Source organism: Pseudomonas sp. Tul2A7, from assembly GCF_054790505.1.
The window spans coordinates 3367281-3386923 of the sequence record NZ_CP186499.1; the positions used below are offsets into that span (position 1 = coordinate 3367281).

Sequence of the window (19643 nt, forward strand, 5' to 3'; positions counted from 1 at the left end):
TTGTCGGAAAACTCCGCGCCACTTTCAACATCTGTAGGACGAGTACATTTCCCACAGATAAACACTTTTCAACCTGTGGGAGCGAGCCTGCTCGCGAAAGCGGTGTGTCAGGCACCGTAGATGTTGAATGTGCTGACGCCTTCGCGAGCAGGCTCGCTCCCACAGGGTCCTCAGGTGTATGCAGAAATGGCGTGCACAAAAAAGGCGATGCCCCTTGCGGGACATCGCCTTCATTTTTACCGCCGCGAAATCTTATTCCGGCAGTTTGTACGCAATCACGTAGTCACCCATCTTGGTGCCCAGCGAGCCGTGACCGCCGACAACCAGCAGCACGTATTGCTTGCCGTCCTTGCCGGTATAGGTCATCGGAGTCGCTTGACCACCTGCCGGCAGACGCGATTTCCACAGCTCTTTACCGCTGTTCACGTCGTACGCACGCAGGTACTGGTCGAGGGTGCCGCTGAGGAAGCCGACGCCGCCAGCCGTGACCATCGAGCCGCCCATGCTCGGCACGCCCAAGGTGAAGCCGATCGGGATTGGCGAGCTGTCGCGGCTGGTGCCGTTCTTGCGTTTCCACACGACTTTGCCGGTGGTCAGGTCGATACCGGCCACGTAGCCCCAGGCCGGGGCCTGGCACGGTACGCCGAATGGCGACATGAACGGGTGCATGATCACCGCGTATGGCGCGCCGGTGTTCGGTTGCACGCCAGCGGTTTCGCTTTCGCGTTTGCTGCCGGCGGCGACTTGCTCGCGTGGCACCATTTTCGAAACGAAAGCCATGTAGTTCGGGCTGGTGAACAGCATTTGGCGAACCGGGTCGACCGAGACGCCGCCCCAGTTGAACACGCCGACGTTACCCGGGTAGATCAGGCTGCCCTGTTCCGACGGCGGGGTGTACTGGCCTTCGTAACGCAGTTCCTTGAACTGGATGCGGCACAGCATCTGGTCGAACGGGCTCGCGCCCCACATGGCTTTTTCGGTGAGTTCCGGGGCCAGCAGGTTGAGGTCCGAACGGGCCTGGGTCGGGGCGGTGTGGTCGCCTTTCACGGCGCCTTGCGGGACCGGGATTTCCTTGATCGGAATGATCGGCGTGCCGTCACGACGGTCGAGGACGTACAGGCTGCCCTGTTTGGTCGGGGCGATCAGCGCAGGCTTCACGCCGTCGGCGGTTTTCATGTCGAGCAGGGTTGGCTGGCTGCCAACGTCCATGTCCCACAGGTCGTGGTGGGTGAACTGGTAGTTCCAGCGCACTTTACCGGTGGCCAGGTCGAGGGCTACGACGCCAGCGCTGAATTTCTCGGCGCCCGGGGTGCGATCAGCGCCCCACTGGTCTGGGGTCTGGTTGCCCAGTGGCAGGTAAACCATGCCGAGTTTTTCGTCGACACTGGCCAGCGACCACATGTTGGCCGAGTTGCGGCTGTAGGTTTCGCCCGGTGCCAAAGGCTCGGTGGCGTCTGGCTTGTCGCTGTCCCAGTTCCATACGAGGTGGCCGTCGCGCACGTCGAAGGCGCGGATCACGCCCGATGGCTCGTTGGTCGATTCGTTGTCGGTCACGTGACCGCCCATGATCACCAGATCACGGGTAATTGCGGCCGGCGAGGTGGAATAGTAGCCACCAGCGGTGAACGGGCCGATGCCTTGGGTCAGGTCAACCACGCCTTTGTTGCCGAAGCCTTCGCAGATCTTGCCGGTGTCGGCGTTAAGGGCGATCAGGCGGGCATCAGCGGTTGGCAGGTACAGACGACGCGGGCACGCCTGAGCAACGGCTTTGCCGGCTTCGGAAATCACCGCCGAGGCAGCGTTTTCAGTTTTCGCGTACGCGGCTTCGTCGTAGTACGACACGCCACGGCAGGTCATGTGGGCGAAGCCTTTGAAGCCGACCGGGCTCTTGATCTGCGGGTCGAAACGCCACAGTTCTTTGCCGGTGTCCGGATCCAGGGCCAACACTTTGCTGTGCGCGGTGCAGGCATAGATCATGCCGTTGGCTTTCAGCGGGGTGTTTTCGTTGGTCAGCTCAACCGGGTCATCGGCGGTCGGCAGGTCGCCGGTCTGGATGCGCCAGGCTTCTTGCAGTTTGCCGACGTTGGCCGGGGTAATCTGCTTCAGCGGCGAGTAACGGTCACCGAATTCGGTGCGGCCATAGGCCTGCCAGTCGCCATCGGGCATGGCTGGCGCGGTGCTGGTGGTGTCCGCAGTGTCGCGGCCCAGTTCGCCGAAGGTTTCGCCCGGGTGGGTGAACAGGCTGGCCAGAGCGGTGACGCCGGCCAGCACCACGGCGACGGTCAGACCGCCAGTGCCCATCGGCGCCGGGCCGTTAAGCAGCAGCGGACGACGGAACCACGGCAGCAACATCACGAAGCCGAGGACAAACCACAGGGCCAGACGTGGCACCAGTTGCCACCAGTCCAGACCGACTTCCCACAGCGCCCAAACGGTGCTGGCAAACAGGACGATGGCGTACAGGCCCAGCGCCGCGCGACGGCGCATCAGCAGCAGAATGCCGCTCAGTGCAATGCCGATACCGGCCAGCAGGTAGTACAGCGAGCCGCCGAGCATGCTCAGCTTGACCCCTCCGGCCAACATGGCCAGGCCCATCAGTAGAAGCAGAATGCCGAGCAGGCTCGGTAGCAAACGGCCCCGACTCGAAGCACTTTCGGTGCTCATAGTGTGATTCTCCGTGACGTTTATGTAGTCCCGCGCTGTAGTCACTTTAGATGACGATTTGGCACAGGCATGGTTCAGATAAAAACTTGTGTAGCTAACGAAATTCATTTGTAGGAGTGAGCCTGCTCGCGATAGCGGTGTTTCAGGCAACATCTCCAGTGACTGAAACACCGCTATCGCGAGCAGGCTCACTCCTACAATGGATTTGCGTGGTTCTTTAGAACGAGGACTGGATCTTGATACCGCCGATCAGGGCGTCGTCGACGTCGTTCACGCCACCGGGGTGGCGGATGTATTGCAGGTTCGGGCGTACGGTCAGCCAGTTGGTCACGTGCACGCCGTAATAGAGTTCGGCGCTGTATTCGGTGTCTTGCGGCGGCAGGAACGACGGATCGTCATAGTCGTAGACCGCATTGGCACGGTTGCTCGCTTCGGCGTTTTTGCGGAAGGCCGGGTTGACGTGCACGCGGGCGAGGGCGAAACCGATGTCATCCTTGGCGCGCGCGTCGAACGGGCCTTTGTAGGTGATGCCGGCCTGCACGTAGTTGTCGATCGCGTTGGTTTTCTTGTCGTGCATCGTGCCGTTGGCGAACACGCTCAAGCCGCGACTGTTATCGCTGGCGACGCTGGTGATTTGCTGCTGAATACCCAGCCATACGCCGTGTTTGCTCGACGCGCTGCGATAGGCTTCGCCGCTGAGGGCGGCCGGTTGGCCGTGGTTGTCTTTATAGACGTCGCTGGCTTTGGCGTTGCTGTAGTAGTAACCGGCGCGGTATTCGCCCGGCAGGCCGTTGAGCTTCGGCGTCCACACCAGTTCGATCGGCAGGATCGCGCCCTGGGTGCCGCTGCCGCTGAGTTTGAAACCGTTGCCGCGATCGAGGTTCGACGGGTTCTGCTCGTAGGCGCCGACCTGTGCGTACAGTTCCGGGGTTAGGTGATATTTGACGCGCAGCGCCCATTGGCTGACCGGCCAGTTGTACCAGATGCCACCGACCCAGTTGCCGACCTGCGAGCCGCAGAACGCGAGGTTCTGGAAGTCGCACGGAAAGCTGTTGAAGTCTTCGCCTTCGCCGAAACGGCCGACCTTGATGTCGAGTTTCTGATCGAAGAATTTCTGCTGGTACCACATCTGCGTCAGGCGCGTGGTCTGGCCACGGCCCCAGACTTCCTGGGCCGAGGTGAAGCCGCCAACGCGCGGATCGTTGATGCGGTCGTTGCTGATGTTGTTGCCGCTGCGCTTGGTGATGGTCAGTTGAAACTCGGCGTCGTCCCAGCCGAGGATCTTTTGCAGGTCCAGGTGTGTGCCCAGGCCGAACTGATCGCTGTAACGCGCGGTGCGGTCGTGGTCGTAGCCGCCGTGCAGGTTACTGCCCATTTCGCCGGTGTAATCGAGTTTGAAGTCGTAGCCTTTTTCCGAGAGTTCGGTGCGCGTGCCGTTCCAGTCACCGAGCATGTACGGTGATTCACTGTCGAACGCGGGCGCCGCTTGAACGCAAGTGGCGAGGCCGAGGGCGGTGCAGCCGCCAAGGGTGCGCAGGGTTGAGATAGCGCTGTCTCGGGAGAAGGAAAAATCGGGCATGGCTCAGTCTTTTTTTGGTGTTTTCGGGGTGCAATTCGAGCGCTTCAATATGTCGCAGGCAGTGAAGCGATTCAGCGGAAGGGCGGCAGGATAATGATCTGTTACAAAAAGACAAAGGCCTTTTGTGAACATGCAGCGTTTCGGATTCGGTAACAGTGCGGCAAACGGGCGCATTGTGGCCCGTGTTGTGGCCTGCGATCTTCTCAGGTTGGCCTACATTTGAAGGTAGGCCTTCCACCCGATCACCCCCTCGGCTAAGGTGCGCGGCTTCTGCATTTTCACTTCGCCCAAAGGCCTGGCATGAACGAACAAACCCCCGATCCGCTGCACGGTGTGACCCTTGAACAGATTCTCAATGCGCTGGTGAGCCATTACGAATGGTCGGGGCTGGCCGAGCGCATCGATATTCGTTGCTTCAAGAGTGATCCGAGCATCAAGTCGAGCCTGACGTTTCTGCGCAAAACCCCATGGGCACGTGAGAAGGTCGAGCGTCTGTACGTGAAGTTGATGCGCACCAAGCGACCGCTTTGAGATGGACGCCGGTTGTTGGCGTCGTCGCCTGATCACCTGCGCAGCCGTACTGGGCTGGGCGGGGTTGGGCATTCAGCTTTACCTGATTTTCTTCGCGCGCTTGAGTGTCGGCGCCAGCCTGTTGGGCGGGCTGGTGAGCTTTTTCAGTTACTTCACGATTCTGACCAATACGCTGGTGGCGACGGTGTTGACCTGCGCGGTGACCGAGCGTGAGTCTGCTGTGCGCCGCTGGTTTTTGCAGCCGTGGGTGAATAGCGGGATTGCCGTGAGCATTGCTGTGGTCGGGCTTGCCTACAGCATTTTGCTGCGGCATTTGTGGCACCCGCAAGGCTGGCAATTTATCGCAGACGAGTTGCTGCACGACGTGATGCCGTTGCTGTTTCTGGGGTATTGGTGGTTGTGCGTAGCGAAAGGCACTTTGCGCCTGTGGCATCTGCCGGTGTGGCTGATTTATCCGCTGGTGTATTTCATCTACGCGCTGCTGCGCGGGCATTTGCTCGGCGCGTATGCGTATCCGTTCATTGATGTGGCGGTGTTGGGTTATCCACAGGTGCTGGTCAATGCGGGGGGGATTTTGCTGGGGTTTGTGGTGATTGGGTTGTTGGTCATTGGCTTGGACCGCTGGCGATCCCTGTAGGAGTGAGCCTGCTCGCGATCGCGGTGGATCAGTCAAAACTTCATTTACTGACACTCCGCTATCGCGAGCAGGCGAAGGCCTACAAGGGATATCAGTCCTCTTCGGGAGTGCCTTCGGCGCGCCAGTAGCCGACGGCTTTGATCAGTTGTTCATCCAGCCCATGCTCATCGATCAGCACCCGGCGGATCTGCCGCGAGACTTTCGTTTCGGTCGCGACCCACGCATACAGATTGCCCTTGGGCACCTGCAATTGTTTCACCGTCGCCAGCAGGTTGTCCTTGCTGCCTTCGCGCAACACCCAGATCACATTGACCTGCGCCGGGCTTTCCAGCACTTGCTGCTCGGCGCCGTTTTCCACTTCGATCACCACCAGCGCCTTGCGATTGGCCGCCAGGCCTTCGAGGCGGCGGGCGATGGCGGGCAGGGCGGTTTCGTCGCCGATCAGCAAGTAGCTGTCGAAAATGTCCGGGACGATCATCGAGCCACGCGGGCCGCCGATATGCAGGAATTGCCCCGGTGCAGCTTGCTCGGCCCAGGTTGACGCAGGGCCGTCACCGTGCAGGACAAAATCGATATCCAGTTCCAGCGCATCGAGGTCATAACGACGCGGGGTGTAGTCGCGCATTTCCGGCTTCGGTCCGTCGTCCTTGCCGGCGCCGAGCACCATCGTCTCGAGGGCCGCAGCCTGTTCGGCGTTCTGCGGGAACAACAGTTTGACGTGATCGTCAGTGCCCAGGCTGATAAACCCGGCCAGCTCCGGCCCGCCTAGGGTGATGCGGCGCATGCGCGGCGTCAGGTCGACCACGCGCAGCACTTCGAGCTTGCGGCGTTTGATTTCGTGCATCACGCGGTGAATGGTTTGGGTATCGACTGCAGTCATTCGCTTTTCTCCGAAACAGGTTGAACGGCAGGGCCGTCGACGATGGCTTTGGCGGTGTCGTTAAGCAGGTCACGCACGCGCAGGATTTCTGCCGGGCTCCAGCGGCCGTGGTGCATTTGCAGGGCATGGCGCAGGTTGTGTACCGCCTCGTGGATTTCGGCGGGGCGGTCATGGCCACGCAGCGAGCGTTTGCTGACGTCGATGCGCATGCGCACGCCGTCCAGCGCCACGGCTTGTTCGCTCAGGGACAGGCGCCCGGCATCGGTCACGCTGTAGCGTTTCTTGCCGCCCTCGGCGTCGCCGCTGATCATTTCGCTCTCTTCAAGAAAGGTCAGGGTCGGGTAGATCACGCCGGGGCTGGGGCTGTACGCGCCGTCGAACATGCCTTCGATCTGGCGGATCAGGTCATAGCCGTGGCACGGCTGTTCGGCGACCAGCGCCAGCAACAATAACTTCAGATCCCCAGGGGCAAACACCCGGGGGCCACGACCGCCGCGCTCGCGTCCGGGGCGTTTCTCAAAACCGTCACGGCCGTCAGCGTGATCACGGTGGGGGGAATGATGGTCTCTCATTTCGATCTTCTCTCGTCGTGTTTAGATACAACTTAAGATATATCTTAACGGGGGTGCAAGGCGTTTTTTCTCCGATCCTCGACCAGCAGACGAGCGGCGCTGTCTTGCGCGAATGCAACAGGTATTTTTCGGCGAATGTCTGGCGAAGAATAACTTTGAAGTTAAAGTCATCACTCTATTTATTCGAGCAAGTATTCTAAAGTTCAACTGATCCCTTGCCGTGCAAGGGCGCAAGTGCTGTATGGTTTTTTAACTTTATCTGTATGTAGGGCGGAACTTACAGTCACTGTTTTGAATATCGATTTTTTGGTCTTTTTTCTTGCAGGTCATAGGGTTGTTGAACTACGCGTTTATAGGAAGTTACTTGCTTACTTTCCAGAGGCAACAGTCGATGATGCCCCGGCATTGAAAGTACAAGTTGATTTTGCTCAACTCCCCTGACCGCTTCTTGAACTTTCAATGCACTCCTTCTCAATAAAGAAAACAAGGTACTGAACGATGTTCAAGAAAATCGCAATCGCTGCTCCTTTGGCACTTTTGGCGCTGGGCTCCTCGGGAGCGTTCGCCGCGGGTGAAGCCGCTCACTCGATCAGCATCGTCGCTCACGTGCCGACCAACGGCTTCTACGTGGTGCCGACCGATCCCGATCTGGTCAACAAGGATCAGGACATGAGCTACCAGCCGGCCACCGGCAGGATGGGCGAAGTCAACGGTTTCTTCGATGTGCGCAACAACAACGGTTCGGTCCATGCCAGCGTGGACAGTGCGCCAAAACTGATCTCGGGTGCCAACAGCATTGATCTCCAGGTCGCGATCAACAACAAAGCCCTCACCACCACCCCTCAGGAAGTCGTAGGCGAGTCTGAGTCCGACGTTAACTTCCGCGCGCCACTGAAGATCAGTGCCATCGGTTCCAACTTTCAGCCGGGTGATTACACCGGTGTTGTAGCGCTGACCTTCGACGCCGTTCCACCGGTCGGTACGCCTTGATCGATTGATCCGGCAACAAACGCTGACGTTCTGTCAGCGTTCACCGCGGGGGCAGCACAGTCTGTCCCGGCGGACTTCCACCGTTCTAATCAGAGTGAGAGTTCATGTTCCCGATGACACCCATCGCGGCTGCGCTTGCGCTGTTGTTTTGTGCCAGCGCTGCCGTGGCTTCCAACTCTGCCGGTACTACGCCGCGCAGTCTGTTGGCCCAGGCCAAAGGCCTGCCGGCAGATTTCGAGGAGCACTTCTTCGATGTGCCTCTGGCGGTTCGGGTCGAACTCGATCATCAGCCCCTGGGCGAGGCCATGGTGGTGTTGTCCCGCGATGATCGCATCACCCTGCTCGAATTCACCGACACCAGCGAAAACCGCTACGGCCCCGCTGATCGCGAGAAATGGGCGGCTTATCTCAAGCCCGGCGTGCCACTGGGCAGCTGCACCGGTTCCTGTCCGGATCAGGTGCTGGCCGTGCATTACAACCTGGAAAGTTCTCTGGTTTCGATTCTCACCGCAAACGCTGAGCGCGACCTTGAAGCCAAGCGCTATTACGAGCAGCCCGAAGGTGGCAGCCATGGCTTGATGGTGCGCAATCAACTGAACCTCAACGGCGGCCAGGATCAGGATCTGGGCGGACGCTTTGGTCTTGAGGCCAGCAGCAGCCTGGGTAACTGGAGCCAGACGCTGAACCTGCAACTGGCACGTCTTGGCGGGCCGGACGACAAGCTTTATCACGCTGTACACGAACTGCACACCCAGCGCGAACTGCAAGGCAGTTTTTTTCGCCTGGGCTATTTCACTCCCAATTCCGAGGGGCTGACCCGCCAGCCGCGCACGTTCGGCACCAGCCCGGATACGGCGGTCGGGGTCATGTACGGCAGCTCCGACAGCCTGGCGATCAACAGCCCGATGCCCAGCGTTTATCCGATTTATGTCACTGCCAACCGTCAGGGTTCGGTGGAGATCTGGCGTGACGGTCTGTTGATCAACACCCAGTCGGTGCCTGCCGGTTTGCAGACCCTCGACACTCGGCCTTTGCCCGGCGGTATTTATGAAGTGGAGGTGCGCCTGATCGAAGACGGCCAGATCACCTCGACCACCCAGGAGCTGGTGTACAAGCCCAGTAACTGGCGCAACCTCGACGAGCGCTGGCGCTACAACGTGTTTGCCGGCGAGGAAAGCAAACTGCTGAGCAACTGGGACACGCAGTCCAGTGGTAGCCCCACCGCCGGAGCGGCGGTCAATTACTTGTTGCACCCGCGGGTGATTCTCGGGTTGTCGGCGCGCCAGATTCGCGAAAAGCTGCAATACGGTACGTCCATCGACTGGACGCTGGCCAATCACATGAGTCTCTACGCCAACGTCTACAAGACCGAGGATTACGGCACCGGTCTGGATCTGCAAAGCCTCTACAACTACGGATCCGGCAGTGTGGTGATCAGCCACAACCGCAGCTGGCTCGATACCACCAACACCTATGACACCTTGCCCGACGGCACCCGGGTTCGCCCGCGCAACGTGTTCATCGGCCAGACCAGCAACTCGTCGCTGGCGCTCAACCATCGCATCAACAGCAAGAACACCCTCAACGCCCGGGTGTCGCACAGCGAAGGCAATGTCGAAGGCCTGGGCATGGATCTGGGGTGGACCCAACGCACCCAACTGTTTGGCAGCGATGCCAGCTGGCGCTTGTCACTGTTTGATCGGCCGGGCAGCTACAGCAGTGGCGATGCGCGCAACCGCGGGGTCGACCTGAGCGTCAATATGGCGCTTGGCGCCCCCGGCCAGCAGATTACCGGCAGCATCGGCTCGCGCACTGCTCGCGACGGCAGCCGCGACAACAACGGATCGATCGGCTGGCGCAAGGACTTCAAGGATCATGTCCTGCAAAACGTCTCGGTCACGGCGTTGACCGATACCTACGGTGTCGGCATGTCCAGCCTGGCGAATTTCCGCACCGATTCGGTCAATGGCGATGGCTTTATCCAGCGCTCGTCCTACAACGGCAATTTCACCGGCGGCCTGAACCTCGACAGCACGCTGGTGGTCGGCGGTCAGCAGATGTTGATGACCAGTCAGTACGAAATGCGCGGCGCCGGAATGATCGTCGATGTTGAGTCGGACATCGACGATATCGCCTTGCGTGCCGACGATTACAGCGGCGGCAGCGCGGCGTTGAAACCGGGGCGCAATTTCATCCCGATCACCGCGTATCAGAACAGCTCGGTGAGCTTCGATTTCGAAGGCAATCACGTACCGGCGGCGACGATCGAGCCGGCGCGCACTCGCTATCACCTGAACAAAGGCGGGGTGGAGTATCGCAAGATCCGTGTGATGAAAACCCTGACAGTGCTCGGTCGACTGATCGATGAAGCAGAGCAGCCGCTCAAGGGCCATCACGTGATCAACCACGCCAGCCGTGGCGTGACCGAGGTCGACGGGTTCTTTTCGATGGAAATGAACGCCGGTTCGCCGACCCTCGAAATCCGTCGCGATAATCGGTTGCTGTGTCAGTTCCGCCTTGATGCCAACCAGTACCGCAGTGAAAACAATGTGCTGATGATCGGCGATCTGCGCTGTACACCGGACACCGTGGCTGACGTCAGTGCCGCCGCACAGAAGGCGGGTTGAATCGATGAACAAATCCACGTATGGCCTGGGCCTCTGGCTGGCATTGGCGATGCCGGCCGCCGAGGCGGCGAGCCAGGAGATCCGTGCGTTGTTTCAGCCTGATCCGTCGCAGCCGAGCAAAAACGTGTTTATCAACCAAACGCCGAGCAGCGGGTATTGCGAGGCTGCCCCGAGCGAGTGCGCCGATAACCGCATGTTCAGTATTCAATTTCCGATTCGTTTCGAGTCCACCCGCAGTCTCCAGCCCGGTGATGCTGTGACGGTCAAGGCACCGGCCAATTGGCGGCAGCTGACGGTGACCAATGCCGAGACGCAGGAAACCGAAACCGTCGAAATCCGCATCATCGGCATCGGTTCGACATTTGTGTTGAGCGACACCGCGGCCAATCTGGTGGGCGTGAGCGACCCGCTTGAAGGCCATCAGAAACTCTGGACCGGCAGCAGCTGGGTCTATGCTCCTGCTCCCTGTATCTATAGCGGTGTCGGTTTCTTTGCGCCCAATTACTACCGGTTTTTCTGGAAAACGCCGGTGGAAACGGCCTGCACCAAGATTGCCGCGTTCACCATTCCATCGATGTACTTCAACAATCTGGATTTCGCCTACGAGTTGCGCACGCCCAATCCGTTAGGCATGTCATCGGGCCTTTACACCGGTTCGCTGGCGTATTCCATCGGCAACGGCGGCGATTTCGATCTGGGGCCGTTGATGGCGCCGGACGATGGCAGCCTGAATCTGGATTTCGTGCTCGACGTGCAGCACACCCTCAAGGTCGATCTGCCACCGGGCGGCAACAAAGTGCTGCTCGAACCCGAGGGCGGCTGGATGCGCTGGGTCGACAATGGCCGTCCGCCGACACGCATCTTTCGCGATCAACTGTTCTACATCTCCGCCTCGTCGCGCTTCAAGGTCATGATCCTGTGCGACTCCACGGGCGGTACGCGCTGCAAATTGCGCAGCCCCAGAGGCAATGTCACCGAGGTGGAAACCTATCTCACGCTGCCCGCCGGCATCGATGGGCCCATGGGGCGCACGGTGAGTCAGCTCAAGCTGCTTTACAACACGTGGGTCGGTCCTTTTCAACCGGGTTTTTATGTGGACCGCAAGGCCGGCTCATTGCGTTTCGAGATGCCCAGGGATGCCATCGACTTTCTTTTGCGGCCGGGTTTCACCGACACGCTCAGCGGCAATATCACCGTTATCTGGGACTCGGACGTGTGAACGTGCAGGCCGGGGCCTTTTTCCTTTTTTCATGGAGTTGAAGACGATGAACCGTGGTTTTTTGCTGGGCGTGCTCAGCGTGTTTTGCCTGACGGCGCAGGCCGGGCCGCAGATCAATGTCGGTACGGTGTACGACTATCTGGATGCCGATAAAAGTACCTACCTGAAACGGGTGTTCAACAGCGGTGACGCCACTGCGTTCGTCAAGGTCAACGTGCTGGAGATTGTCTACGGTGCCGACGGCACACCGACGGAAATCCCGGTTCAGAACGCTGCCGACGGCGCCTCGCGCAACGGCTTGATGGCCAGTCCGGCGCGGCTGATCGTGCCGGCTCAGGGAATGCAGGGCACCCGCTTGCTGTACATGGGCGAACGCGATCGCGAGCGTTACTTCCGCGTGCGGTTCGTGCCGGTGGTGCCGGAAAAAGAAGACGAGTTCGCAGTCAGCCAGGAAGAGCGTGAAGACTACAAAAAGGCACTGACGGCCGGGGTCAACGTGATGACCGGTTTTGGCACGGTGTTCTTTGTCCGCCCCAAGGAAGCACGCTTCGCCACGGCGATCAATGAAACCGCCAGTCGCTACGAACTGCGCAATGACGGCAATACCGTGGTGATCGTCGACGAGTTCAAAAGCTGTTCGCTGAGTAACGAAACCGACTGCGGCGCGACCACCAAACACCATGTGCTGGCGGGCAAAACCTTCGCTTTCGATAAGGAGAAGGGCCGTGCGTACCGCTTCTTTCTGATCGAGGGCAGCGAGAAGAAGAACCTGACGGTCAGCAGCCGCTAGGTCTGCTTTTCATTGAACGCTACGGGTAACCAACATGATCAAGCAATGCACCGTCGTCGCGCTGATTGCCGCGGCGGCTTTGACCAGCGACGCGGCCTGGGCGGCTCGGGAAGAACACACCTTCGAAGTGACACTGAACGTCCCCAGCCGAGCGTTCTACATCATTCCGGCGGAGCCGGACTGGATTCACCGGCCGCAGCAGCTCCACTGGAACCATCCGACCTCAAGCCTGAGCAGTGTGCGCAAATACTTCGACGTGCGCCACGACACCGGTGCGATTGAGGCGCGCCTGGAGTCCGCGCCCTACCTTTCGAACGGTCGGCCGGCGGACGATATCAGACTGCGCGTGACCTTCAACGAAGTGGAGTTGAGCGCCGAGATGGCGCCGCGCCAGGTGGTGTCGCAGGCCGAAGCCGCCGCGGGCAGTCGGGTGTTGTTGCAAATCGACCCGATCAGACCGGAGGGCGGTTACCGCGCCGGTGATTACGCCGGCAACGTGCTGCTGCTGTTCAGTGCCCGAGCGCCGGGCGAGTGAACCGGCGCGTGTAGCGCTGGTATTGGTATATTTTTGGAGAACGCCCTTGAGTTTTTTTAGCGCCCCGGGCATCCGGGCTTGGATTGGTTTGCTGACGTTGTTCAGCGTCGCGGCAGCGGCCGAAGTGCACAACATTGACGCGACCTTCGAGCCTGACTTTGCCAATCCGCAAAAGAATCAGTTCAAGAATCAGACACAGTCCGAGGGATTTTGTCGCCAAGTGCCGAGCGCTTGTGAGCCGATTGGTCTGTTCAGCCTGATCGCGCGTATTCCGTTCGCGGCCAATGCACCGATTCAGGCCAATCATGCTGATCCGCGTCGGGGCGGCATGGCCAAAGTGCCGTCCAACTGGAGCACGGTTTCGGTGACGAACGCTTCCGGTGATACACACATTGTCGAGGTGAGAATTGCCGGTATTGGTCACGAAGCCGGGTTCCCGTTGTCGGTCGGTGAATTGACCGGAGGCGGCTGGTGGGATGACCTGTGGGAGGGTGGCGCCTGGGTTTATGCTCCGCCACCGTGCCTGGGGGTCGGTACCGTTACGGCGGGCCACCATGGTTACAACAGCTTCTGGAGAGTTCCGGAGGGGGCGGGTACCTGCGCCAAAAAGGCATTGTTCGATATTCCTGTTGGCATGAACTATCAGTATTTCGTCTACGCCTACGAACTGCGCACACCGGATCCGCTGAAGATGGATGCAGGCGACTACACCGGTTCCATCACCTACACCGTCGGCCCGAACATGGATTTCGACATGGGCGATGTGATGATTCCGTCCGACTCGATGCTGACCCTCAATTTCAATCTGAAGGTCACGCACACCATGAAGGTCGATATTCCTCCCGGCGGCAACCGCGTGGTGCTGGAGCCGCTCGGGGGCTGGCAATCCTGGCTGAACCAGGGGCGCAAGCCGACCCGGCTGATGCGCGATCAGACGTTCACGATTTCGGCATCGAGCCGCTTCAAGATGAGCATCGAATGCCAGTACGTCATGGGCAACAACTGCGCGCTGTGGGAAGCGAACGCCGGCCATGAGGCACCGCTGGAAGTCAGCGTCAGCCTGCCCAACGGGTTGACCGATGGCGCAGGGCAGCCGGTCAATCGCCGCCGGTTGCTGCGCGATGGCAGTGGCACCGAGTTGTTTCAGCCCGGGTTCTATCTGGATCGCAAGGTCGGCACGCTGCATTTCGAGGTGGCCCGTGACGCGGTGGATGAAATGATCAAGGAGGGAACATCGCGCCGCTATTCGGGCAACGTCATGGTGATCTGGGATTCGGAGGTGGGCTGAGGTCACCAGCCCCCCGGGAAAGGGGCTGGCCTGGTTCGAGCTTCAGAGTCCGGCCCGGCTCAGCGCCTGGCGGGTCAATTGTCGGGATAAGTCGTTGCGGGCATAACCGATGTCCTTCACCAGTCTGTCGTAACGGGCCTGGCTCATTTTTTCCCCGCTGAAGACCTCAACGTGGTCGAGCTGCAATTGATCTGCCAGAAGCATTATTCGGCGGGCGAGCGGGTTCAGGCGCGACAGATCACTTTCGTCGACCCATTGCGCCTGCGCCTGGCGCAATTCATCGAGCAGACTGATCTTGTGCGCGGCATGCAGGTCGTTTGTCGCGTAACGATCCGGGTGGGTGTTGCGCAAATGACGCTCCCAGAAGGCATCGCCGTACAAGTCGATCATGCCGTTGACCAATCCATCGCCGGCTTCACGTTTGATGATTGCGTCGTAGGCAGCATCGATGGTCTTTTTGCTGACACCCGAGGCCGGTTGAAATGGAATGCTTTCGGCATGCCAGGGCAATTCCAGGCGTTCGGCCAGTCCTGTCTCGAATGCGATATGCACGTCCATTTCATGCGGTGGCGGTTGCGTCGGGTCCAGCCGGGTTCTTTGTGCCTGGCGGCTGACTTCCTCGTTGGCCAGATCGCTCATTCGGTCAAGACGCGCAGCGCCATGGGCCAACCGGACCAGTTTGTCGTCCAGCACCTCGACCGATGGCGACTCGGCGTAGGCTTTGGCCACCAACACATCGATGCCCATGGCGTTGAAAAGCTGGGCGCCGGCATTGTTGATGTCTTGTGGCGAGGTGATTTCGCTGAACAGTTTTGCGCGCAGTCGCGAATCAACGGCGACTGCATCGATCATTTCCCAGACCCGCCTGGTCAGGTAGGGACGTGACGCTGCGTTCTGGTAGAACCCGTTGTTTTTCTGGTAGGCGATCACAGCAAAAAAACCTTCGGAGCCGGGCTCTGCCCACACGTCATGCCAGGACTCCTCGCGGTACTTTGCGAGTTGCGCCGAGGGGCTGAACCCATGGTCTTTGGGCAGATCTCGCCAATAGGAAAGCTCATTGCCGGCTGCGGGTGATAGCACTTGCTGCGCGGTCAAACCCGTGGACTCACGGTAGTCGCCGTAACGGATCCGGTCGAGAGGGGCAAGCCTGCCCGGATCGAATCGCGCCCGGCTGAGGATGAACGCCTGGTCGGAGCCGGGCGTGACCTGCGGCAGGGTATTGATCGGCGCCTGGCGCATGTCGAGCATGAAACTGCGCAGACGCGGTGTGTCCATATCACCGACCTTGAACAGACCTTGGGGCCAGGTCTGGATATCGGTGTTGGCCAGACTCAGCTCATTCAACCGATCCATCCGCCCGATATCGGGTGGATAGCGCAAGGGGTTGCCGTTCAGGTTCAATGTTTGCAGCTGTGTCAGCTCACTGAACGGCTCATCGGAAGGGCTGGTCAGGCTGATTTTGTTATCGGCCAGATCCAGCTCCCGAAGCTGACGCATCCTGCCAATCGCCGGTATCACCTGGGTCAGGCCGCACTGGCGAGCGCTCAGTTGATTCAGATGCGGGAAGCTGCTCAGCAAGCCATCGGCGGCTTTGGAAAAGTTTGCGTTGTCGAGGTTCAGGGCTCTGATCCGGGCCAGGTGCAGGTCGATGCCCGGTTGCTGGCGCAGCGCCCGCCACCATTTTTCAAGGTTGGGGCCGGAAAAGTCGTCGGACAGGTCCAGGGCGTAGCCCTGTTCCGGGTGGTTGCGGCGTTCACCGAATATCTCGCTTTGGCGTTCGAAACACTGGAGCAAGCGCTCCTCGAGATACCTTCCGCCATTGTGCAGGTATTCACCGGGTGGTCCTGGAATGGTTTCTCCATAACTGTCGGTGTCCTGACGATAGCTGTCACGCCACCGCTGCAAGATGTCTTTCAGTGCCTTGCGATCGTTCTCCAGTCGCTGGATGGCCTCTTCGTGACCGCCGTTGCGCTTGAGCACCTTGATGAACGTCTCGACCTCCCTTTCGTTCATCTTCGGGTACAGCTTTTTGATCCTCTGCTCTGGCGTAAGCTCACCAAAGAAGGTCGGCCAGCCGCGCACCAGGGTTTCTGTTTCAACTGTCGCTACCCGGCGAATGGGCGGTTCGGCCAACAAGGTTCTGCGCTCGCTCGGCGCTGCGGTGGTTTCCATGATCCACGACTTGAACCGGCCAGCATCGGCGCCTTTTTCGCCCAGTGCCGTGCGTTTGCCCTCGGGCAGGGCATCGAGCGTGGCCTGATAAAAATCACTGGGTTCATGGAGGGCGCGGTTGTTGCCATCCAGCACCTCGTACTGGCCGTGCTCATTGCGGACGAGCCGCCGCACAAGGGTGGCGTCATCCGCCCCCGCGCTGCAACGCAACGGACCATCATGGACGCCATCGCGCACTTCAATGCGCAGATCGGCAAAGGTATCGGTGTGCACCTTGAGTGCGTTGAGTGTCAGCCGTTCGGTGTCGGGCACCACGCTGTCGTCGCGATAAAAACCCTCATAGGCACGAGCAGTGGAGGCTTCGAAATTCAGTTCCCGGGCTTGTGCCTTGATCCGCAGCGGCAAGCGGTTGTCATCGACGATACGCTGCACTTCAGCGGGGCTGGCCTGGGTCAGTAGTTTTTCCGCCAGCGTCAGCGGCATTTGAGGAAATGTCTGTTGCACCACGCGGATATCGGCCTTGTTCGACCGCTCGCCAGCCTGGTACAGGCGCTCGGCCACCTCGCCCCGACGGGCCAGCACCGCCTCGGCCAAAAGATCGCGCAGGGCCTGGGGACGTTGCGCAGACGCCACGTCACGACCGAGCAGGGCCTTGCACTCGGCATCATCGAGAAAGCCTGCGAGGCGTTCGGGCAATTCGCCGTTGTTAAGCGCTGCGTGGCTGATGTTCAGGGTGTTCGCCTCTGTCGCAGCGGGATTGCCGTATTGGCGTGAATACCCGCGCAAATCGGCATGCTCATACACCCGCAACGCCCGTTCGCGAGGCCATCCGGGCAAGCCGGTGGTAATGGGTTCAAACCAGACGGCGTCGAGGGCGAGCGGCTGGCCGTCGCGAATGTGGGTGCTTGATAGCTGGACGTCGTCATACGTGCCAAAGCGCTTGATGGTGTCGGCCAGCAAGGGTGGCGGCGGGCTGTTGTGGTCATGCATCTGGCGCAACGCATCGGTGGCGGTGCCGCTGCTGATGCGGATCTGCTCAAGCTCAGTGGGCGTGAACCGTTCGACGTTGTGGCCCAGGCGCTGCATCAGGGTCTGATCCGCCCAGTCGTGCGGACTTTCGGCTTCGTGCAGCCAGGCACCATGCTCGTTGTGCTCGATCTTCGGCCGGTAGGCGTTGGGGCGTGACGGGTGTTTGATCCGGTGCGTTTTCGAGGTCGGTTGTGTCGAGGCTTTTTCGACGCTGTAGAGTTTGCCTTCCAATGGCAGCAGGGTTTCGCGGCCCATCTGATGCAGGCCATGCCCGTCGGGTTTCGAAGCGGCCGGCAGCATCAGTTTCGTTTGTTCGTAAGGCGCCAGATCCGGGTGCCACAGCGCCGGTTTGCCATTGGGCAGTTTCACCGGTTTCATGCCTTCGACCAGCGGTGACAGCTTCAACTTGAAAGCGTCGCCGATCTGGCTGCCGGCGCCGAATGCCGCCAGTTGAATGACGTTGGTGACCACACTGATGATGTGTTCGCCCATCTCCTGCCAGAGCCCCTGCGCGAGATCGACCAACCCTTCGATGACGTCGGTGGTGATCTGGTAAGCCGTGTAAACCATCATCAAGTCGCCCAGCCCCGGCACGAACGGTGTGGCGATCAACAGTGCGGCATTGAAGATGTCCGAGACGATCTTCTTGAAGTTGTCCCACCAGGCCCAGCGCGCCTTGCTGTCGGCATCGGCGGTGGACACGGCCAGTTCGCGGGCATCGTTGAGGATCTTGTCGAGTTTCTTCTGGTAGGCGTGTGGCCAGTAGTCGGGTGCCAGCGGCACGTGCTGCAACTGCAGTTGCGGTTTGGCTACATCGTCCTTGCGCCATGCCGGGCGGCTGTCGTCGGGATACTCTTTTTGGTGATACCTGACGATAAACAGGCGTTGTTCAAGTTCGGCAAAAAAGTGTCCGCGCTGCTGCTGGTCGACAAACTGGCTGAAGTACTGTTGGTAGCTTTGCCTGGTCACGGCGCTGACTTTGTTTTCGCGCAACTGGCGCGCCAGCTCGGCCTGGAAAGCCTGCGGCGACGGATATTCCTTGAGCGGATGATCGGGGTCGTTGGGCAGGTAGGCAATCAATCGATTGATCCCGCGGCTGTCGCGCACCGCCGGGATCAGCAGCAGGATGCCGGTCAGGCGCGTACCGAGCATCGACAGGTCGCAGCATTGCTGCCGTCGGCCGTTGAGCATCAGCCGGGTCTGCCCCTCGGCCAGCGCGAGCAGCGTTTTGTAGGCGTCGTACTCGATGTCGTGGGTGAGCAACGCAATGTGCGCGGCGACCGCCAGGGCATCTTTCTGGCTTTGCGTCACTTTGTGTTGCAGCACCGCCTTCGCGACCGGTTCATCAGGCAGCAGGTAGCTTTCGAGGTGCTTTTTGTACTGTGCGCCGATGTCCAGTTCCCGGCACAGCGTCTGGAACTGACGGATGCTCATCGTCTGTCTGATCGGCAGCACATCAAAGTTGCCGATTTTATCGGGTTTGCTGATGAAGTCCGAACCGTCCGCGACCTGCTCGTTGCTGGCGAAGTTGTGCAGGGCAGCTTGCAGCAGCGATACCTGCCGGGCGGTGCCACCGTCGGAGAGGTTGAACGCATACCAGGGATTGCTTTTTGGCATGTACAGGTGCAGCCACGTTCGCTCGATGTCGCTATCGCTGTCGGTGTCGCTGGTCAATTCAATGCCGTAGCGTTCCTTGAGCCTGGCCTGCAGCAGTGGAGTGGCGAAGGCGGTCAGGTCGATCCTGGCCAGCAAGCGGTCGACCTCGTTCTGAGAACCCCAGGCTTTGATATTGGCGACTCTGAGTTTTTCCAGATAGGCAGTTGGTGCGTTGGTGTACCAGGCTTGGGCGTTCAGTGGCGTCGCCGCCAGTGCCTCGACTCGAGTGATCGTGGCGGTCTTGAAATTGTCATCGACTGCGCTGGCGATAAAGTCGTAGTGCCGCCCTTTGTCCGGTGTTGCTGCAGGCACGGGGGAATCAGACATGGCCAATCATCCTTGATTGTTGAAGGAATGATCAGCCTACCTGCGAGGGGGTAAAACAAAAGTTCAAAGATCAGCGGGCAAATGGCGCTACGGGGCGCTAACCCGACGAAAATTCGAATCTGAAAAATACATGGATACCACCCGCGA

At 59.9% G+C, this 19643-nt stretch carries 14 protein-coding genes; 8 read left to right on the forward strand and 6 right to left on the reverse strand.

The window, feature by feature from the left end; translation table 11 throughout:
- Positions 1 to 252 precede the first annotated feature (252 nt).
- Together ACOYXJ_RS15250 and ACOYXJ_RS15255 are read right to left on the reverse strand one after the other, a co-directional pair.
- A complete protein-coding gene (locus ACOYXJ_RS15250; RefSeq protein WP_460370218.1) occupies positions 253 to 2664 on the reverse strand; it encodes a glucose/quinate/shikimate family membrane-bound PQQ-dependent dehydrogenase in 2412 nt (803 codons plus the stop codon).
- Positions 2665 to 2881: 217 nt separating this feature from the next.
- Entirely contained in the window at positions 2882 to 4243 is a 1362-nt protein-coding gene (locus ACOYXJ_RS15255) for a carbohydrate porin (protein WP_460370220.1), read from the reverse strand.
- A 300-nt stretch (positions 4244 to 4543) separates the two neighbouring features.
- Between ACOYXJ_RS15255 and ACOYXJ_RS15260 the strand changes: the two genes are divergently transcribed.
- Complete coding sequence (locus tag ACOYXJ_RS15260; protein ID WP_007916799.1) at positions 4544 to 4774, forward strand: VF530 family protein; 231 nt, start codon at positions 4544 to 4546, stop codon at positions 4772 to 4774.
- A gap of 1 nt (position 4775) precedes the next feature.
- Positions 4776 to 5411: a Pr6Pr family membrane protein gene (locus ACOYXJ_RS15265; RefSeq protein ID WP_460370222.1), complete on the forward strand. Its 636-nt coding sequence runs from the start codon at positions 4776 to 4778 to the stop codon at positions 5409 to 5411.
- 91 nt (positions 5412 to 5502) lie between these two features.
- On the opposite strand, the gene ACOYXJ_RS15270 is transcribed toward ACOYXJ_RS15265, so the two are convergent.
- From ACOYXJ_RS15270 to ACOYXJ_RS15280, 3 genes are all read right to left on the reverse strand, one after another.
- A complete protein-coding gene (locus tag ACOYXJ_RS15270) occupies positions 5503 to 6291 on the reverse strand; it encodes a siderophore-interacting protein (protein WP_460370224.1) in 789 nt (262 codons plus the stop codon).
- Positions 6288 to 6863: a PadR family transcriptional regulator gene (locus ACOYXJ_RS15275; RefSeq protein ID WP_150795451.1), complete on the reverse strand. Its 576-nt coding sequence runs from the start codon at positions 6861 to 6863 to the stop codon at positions 6288 to 6290. Before ACOYXJ_RS15275 ends, ACOYXJ_RS15270 begins: the two co-directional genes overlap by 4 nt.
- A gap of 283 nt (positions 6864 to 7146) precedes the next feature.
- Positions 7147 to 7323 (reverse strand): hypothetical protein, encoded by a 177-nt coding sequence (locus ACOYXJ_RS15280; protein ID WP_460370226.1) that lies wholly within the window; start codon positions 7321 to 7323, stop codon positions 7147 to 7149.
- A gap of 38 nt (positions 7324 to 7361) precedes the next feature.
- Between ACOYXJ_RS15280 and ACOYXJ_RS15285 the strand changes: the two genes are divergently transcribed.
- The 6 genes from ACOYXJ_RS15285 to ACOYXJ_RS15310 all read left to right on the forward strand — a co-directional run bounded on the left by ACOYXJ_RS15285 (position 7362) and on the right by ACOYXJ_RS15310 (position 14312).
- Positions 7362 to 7853 carry a CS1 type fimbrial major subunit gene (locus tag ACOYXJ_RS15285; RefSeq protein ID WP_016987547.1) on the forward strand — a complete coding sequence of 164 codons (492 nt, stop codon included), beginning with the start codon at positions 7362 to 7364 and terminating at the stop codon, positions 7851 to 7853.
- Positions 7854 to 7957: 104 nt separating this feature from the next.
- Positions 7958 to 10480 carry a TcfC E-set like domain-containing protein gene (locus ACOYXJ_RS15290; protein ID WP_460370229.1) on the forward strand — a complete coding sequence of 841 codons (2523 nt, stop codon included), beginning with the start codon at positions 7958 to 7960 and terminating at the stop codon, positions 10478 to 10480.
- A gap of 4 nt (positions 10481 to 10484) precedes the next feature.
- A complete protein-coding gene (locus tag ACOYXJ_RS15295) occupies positions 10485 to 11699 on the forward strand; it encodes a hypothetical protein (protein WP_460370231.1) in 1215 nt (404 codons plus the stop codon).
- 46 nt (positions 11700 to 11745) lie between these two features.
- Positions 11746 to 12489: a p pilus assembly chaperone gene (locus tag ACOYXJ_RS15300; protein ID WP_016987550.1), complete on the forward strand. Its 744-nt coding sequence runs from the start codon at positions 11746 to 11748 to the stop codon at positions 12487 to 12489.
- A 34-nt stretch (positions 12490 to 12523) separates the two neighbouring features.
- Positions 12524 to 13024 (forward strand): fimbrial assembly protein, encoded by a 501-nt coding sequence (locus tag ACOYXJ_RS15305; protein WP_095122434.1) that lies wholly within the window; start codon positions 12524 to 12526, stop codon positions 13022 to 13024.
- Between the two features lie 46 nt (positions 13025 to 13070).
- Positions 13071 to 14312: a hypothetical protein gene (locus ACOYXJ_RS15310; protein WP_460370234.1), complete on the forward strand. Its 1242-nt coding sequence runs from the start codon at positions 13071 to 13073 to the stop codon at positions 14310 to 14312.
- A gap of 42 nt (positions 14313 to 14354) precedes the next feature.
- Here the strand turns inward: ACOYXJ_RS15310 and ACOYXJ_RS15315 are convergent, their stop codons facing one another.
- Positions 14355 to 19496, reverse strand: a complete 5142-nt coding sequence (locus tag ACOYXJ_RS15315) for a dermonecrotic toxin domain-containing protein (RefSeq protein ID WP_460370236.1) — start codon at positions 19494 to 19496, stop codon at positions 14355 to 14357.
- Between the last annotated feature and the right edge of the window lie 147 nt (positions 19497 to 19643).